5 protein-coding genes and 1 pseudogene are annotated in these 2,666 nt (G+C 53.8%); all 6 read right to left on the bottom strand.

Annotation, left to right across the window (positions count from 1 at the left end):
* Nucleotides 1-65: 65 nt before the first annotated feature.
* Nucleotides 66-617: a hypothetical protein gene (locus tag EDF73_RS27290; RefSeq protein WP_132732051.1), complete on the bottom strand. Its 552-nt coding sequence runs from the start codon at nt 615-617 to the stop codon at nt 66-68.
* Complete coding sequence (locus EDF73_RS27285; RefSeq protein ID WP_132732050.1) at nt 599-967, bottom strand: hypothetical protein; 369 nt, start codon at nt 965-967, stop codon at nt 599-601. Before EDF73_RS27285 ends, EDF73_RS27290 begins: the two co-directional genes overlap by 19 nt.
* Nucleotides 964-1,527, bottom strand: a complete 564-nt coding sequence (locus tag EDF73_RS27280; RefSeq protein WP_132732049.1) for a hypothetical protein — start codon at nt 1,525-1,527, stop codon at nt 964-966. Before EDF73_RS27280 ends, EDF73_RS27285 begins: the two co-directional genes overlap by 4 nt.
* A gap of 2 nt (nt 1,528-1,529) precedes the next feature.
* Nucleotides 1,530-1,973, bottom strand: coding sequence for a DUF4054 domain-containing protein (locus EDF73_RS27275; RefSeq protein ID WP_132732048.1), 444 nt, complete (start codon nt 1,971-1,973; stop codon nt 1,530-1,532).
* On the bottom strand, nt 1,973-2,299 hold the full coding sequence (locus EDF73_RS27270) for a hypothetical protein (protein WP_132732047.1): 327 nt from the start codon (nt 2,297-2,299) through the stop codon (nt 1,973-1,975). Before EDF73_RS27270 ends, EDF73_RS27275 begins: the two co-directional genes overlap by 1 nt.
* Nucleotide 2,300: 1 nt before the next feature.
* Nucleotides 2,301-2,666: pseudogene (locus EDF73_RS27265) on the bottom strand (DUF2184 domain-containing protein); the annotation flags it as partial.

Below are 2,666 nucleotides of genomic sequence, written 5' to 3'. Positions count from 1 at the left end.
GTCCCTGTCGCCTTCAACACTCCTGGGAGCATCTGGGCGATTTTTGATAGCGAAATTGCCATTTATTATTTCTCCGGAGGAAATCTCACGTCGACCGGCTGCGATATCACATCTGCGCCTGTCATAAACTGCTGAGGAACGCTGACGACAATCAGCGGGTTTGCGTGGAATTCAAGCGTCCAGCGGGATTCCCACTGATTTTCGCCGTTGATCATCGAGGTTTGCCGCGGGGGGCCGGAATAAAGCGGCACCAGGACATTTGCGTTTTCCCTGAACCAGGTGCATGCGAATTCGGAGCGGGCAATGCGCGAAAAGATGGTGGCATTGTTTTGCGCCTGATCTCCGTAGAAATCGAGCTGACATTGCCATTCATCAACGCGGCGAAGTTCTGCGCGCCCGTAATCACTAACACCGTCATACTCGTAATTGACAGCACTGGTTGAGAGGTCAGTCAGAAAAAGCGGAGTCATGGTAATGAAACCGCCTTTTGGCATGGGGGTCTGATTTTGCTGAGTCTGCGTGATCTCTGCGTCCGGAAAGAGGACAGAAAGGAAATCGCCAGTCGCCTTAAACAGATCGCTTTCAGTGACCTGCAGGCCTACGTCAATTGTTGACATGCGATAACCCTCGTCCAGTCCGGCCAGATTTCAGGCACATCCACAACCAGCCATGTTTCATTGCCGATAACGAACTTATCGCCGCCCTGCTGCCGATCCCTGTTAATCCCGCACCAGTTGCCATCCGTCCAGATACTGACCATCACACCCTGGATATTCATGTTATCCATGTGCCTGATATCAGCCTGACTCAGCGCCTGCTTTTGCACCATCATCGTTACCGGCGGCGCGAAGCCCGGAGAAGTCGAGTAATCCGGGTTTTTGGTTGGGCCGATCGAGCGGTAAATCTGCGCCTCGACGCGAGGATTAACCGCGCTAATGGCGCTTCGCACTATGGAATGAAGATTCACTCTTTCACCTCGTAGTCGACCGAGTTCAGCATATGGGCCGAGTCGATTAACGGGTCATTAAACCCTTTTTTGTCGACCGTGCTTTTTGCGTTCGGAGGCTCAGAAAAGGCGATGATTGACGACTGAATCTGCCCCTTGATCCGCTCCCCCATCAGCGCCAGGCTTTTCCCGGCGTCAAAATCGTTTGCCTGCATGATCTTACCAAGCTCACCACCCCACTCCGGCGCATGTTCAGAAATGGTCTTCCTGAAGAACGGCCGTGAGGGGATCGTAACAGTATGCTCGGGTATCATTACTGACTGCGCGAAATTGGCCTTTGAGGGTTTTGCGAATCTGGACACGCCGTCACGACGAACGTAAAAGTTCAAATCCCGGGTATGCGCCGGGATTTTTACAGTGCCGCCGAATTCATTGGTGGCCGCCACAAGCGCTACCGGCGTCCCGTCGGGGTACTTAGCCCCCTCAAGGAACCCCACCTTTAAATCATCGCCAGAGGCCAGACCGTTTGCGATCGACTGCAAGTGCTCCATCAGCTTATCGCCACCTGACATTCCATCCATAGCTACCTCCGGATGAATGAACGGCGGTTATAATGCCCCGGGTACATTGAAGGGGATGAGCCAGGAACATATCGCACAGTGCGATAAGACGCCGTAGCCTGCCAGTAAGCAGCACCGTAAGGTGTCTGGAGATACCACCAGGATGACGCACTGGAAGGCCCCGCATCAGTCGAAACCGATACCGATCCCTCTGATGCGCTCGCCACTCTGCCAACAAGACCAGATGCCTTTACGCCGTTTACGCCTGAATTCAACGCCGCGATGTGAGCAACCAGCATATTCAAGAAGACGGCACGGACTGCAACATCCTGAACCAGGCTGCGGTCCGTGTTATCCAGGTAAATCGTTGCCTCTGTGAAGTACGCATTAAGTAGCGTATCACTTACGGTAGCGAACTCCGGGTAACGCTCACGAAATGCGGCAACATCAAAGACAACGATCGCCATTATTTTTTGTCCGCCTTCTCAACGCCCGGGGCCGGATTATTCTGATCCAGACCTTCAAGGCCGGTTTTCTCCGAAGCGTTTTCATTCGCTTTAGCCTGGGCGCTGCTGGTTTTCGCCTGGGCAAACACCAGCTCTTTGCGAACGTAGGGCTGATCAGCATGTGCTGCCTTCCACGCCTCAAACGCTTCCTTGTCCACGTTTTCGGTCAGGCCGTAGCCGCCAAAAACGAGAGAGGAGTTGGAGCCGTTAAGCTCCACTTTGTACTCGCCCTGCTCCAGGATCAGGCCGTTCGGCAGTTTGCATCCTACAGTTACTGTTTCGGCCATGTTACACCCCGATCATGCTGGCAATGCCCAGCGGTTGACGAATGATTGCACCCCAGGTGCCACCAGATTTTTTCTGTCGCCAGGAGGACTCTTCCACCACGACAGCGTGGGCTCGCATCTTCTCGGTGAATGCTGCGTAAGCGGTGTCCTGCTCACCCAGACGTTCAACAATCAGTTGCACAATCTCACCAGCGTCGGTGCTGTATTCAACAGCGGTTTCGATACGCAGGTTCGGGAAGTTTTTCTTCAGCTGATCGGTGACGTTCACGTTATACATGTTCGTCTTGGTCAGGTTGACTTCCATTTCCGGCGACATGCCAAGCACCATGCGATCCGTACGCTCTACGAGGCCTTTGGTCTGAGAGAC

Source organism: Klebsiella sp. BIGb0138, assembly GCF_004342285.1.
Lineage (GTDB): Bacteria > Pseudomonadota > Gammaproteobacteria > Enterobacterales > Enterobacteriaceae > Klebsiella.
This window is presented reverse-complemented; position numbering and strand designations above follow the sequence as displayed.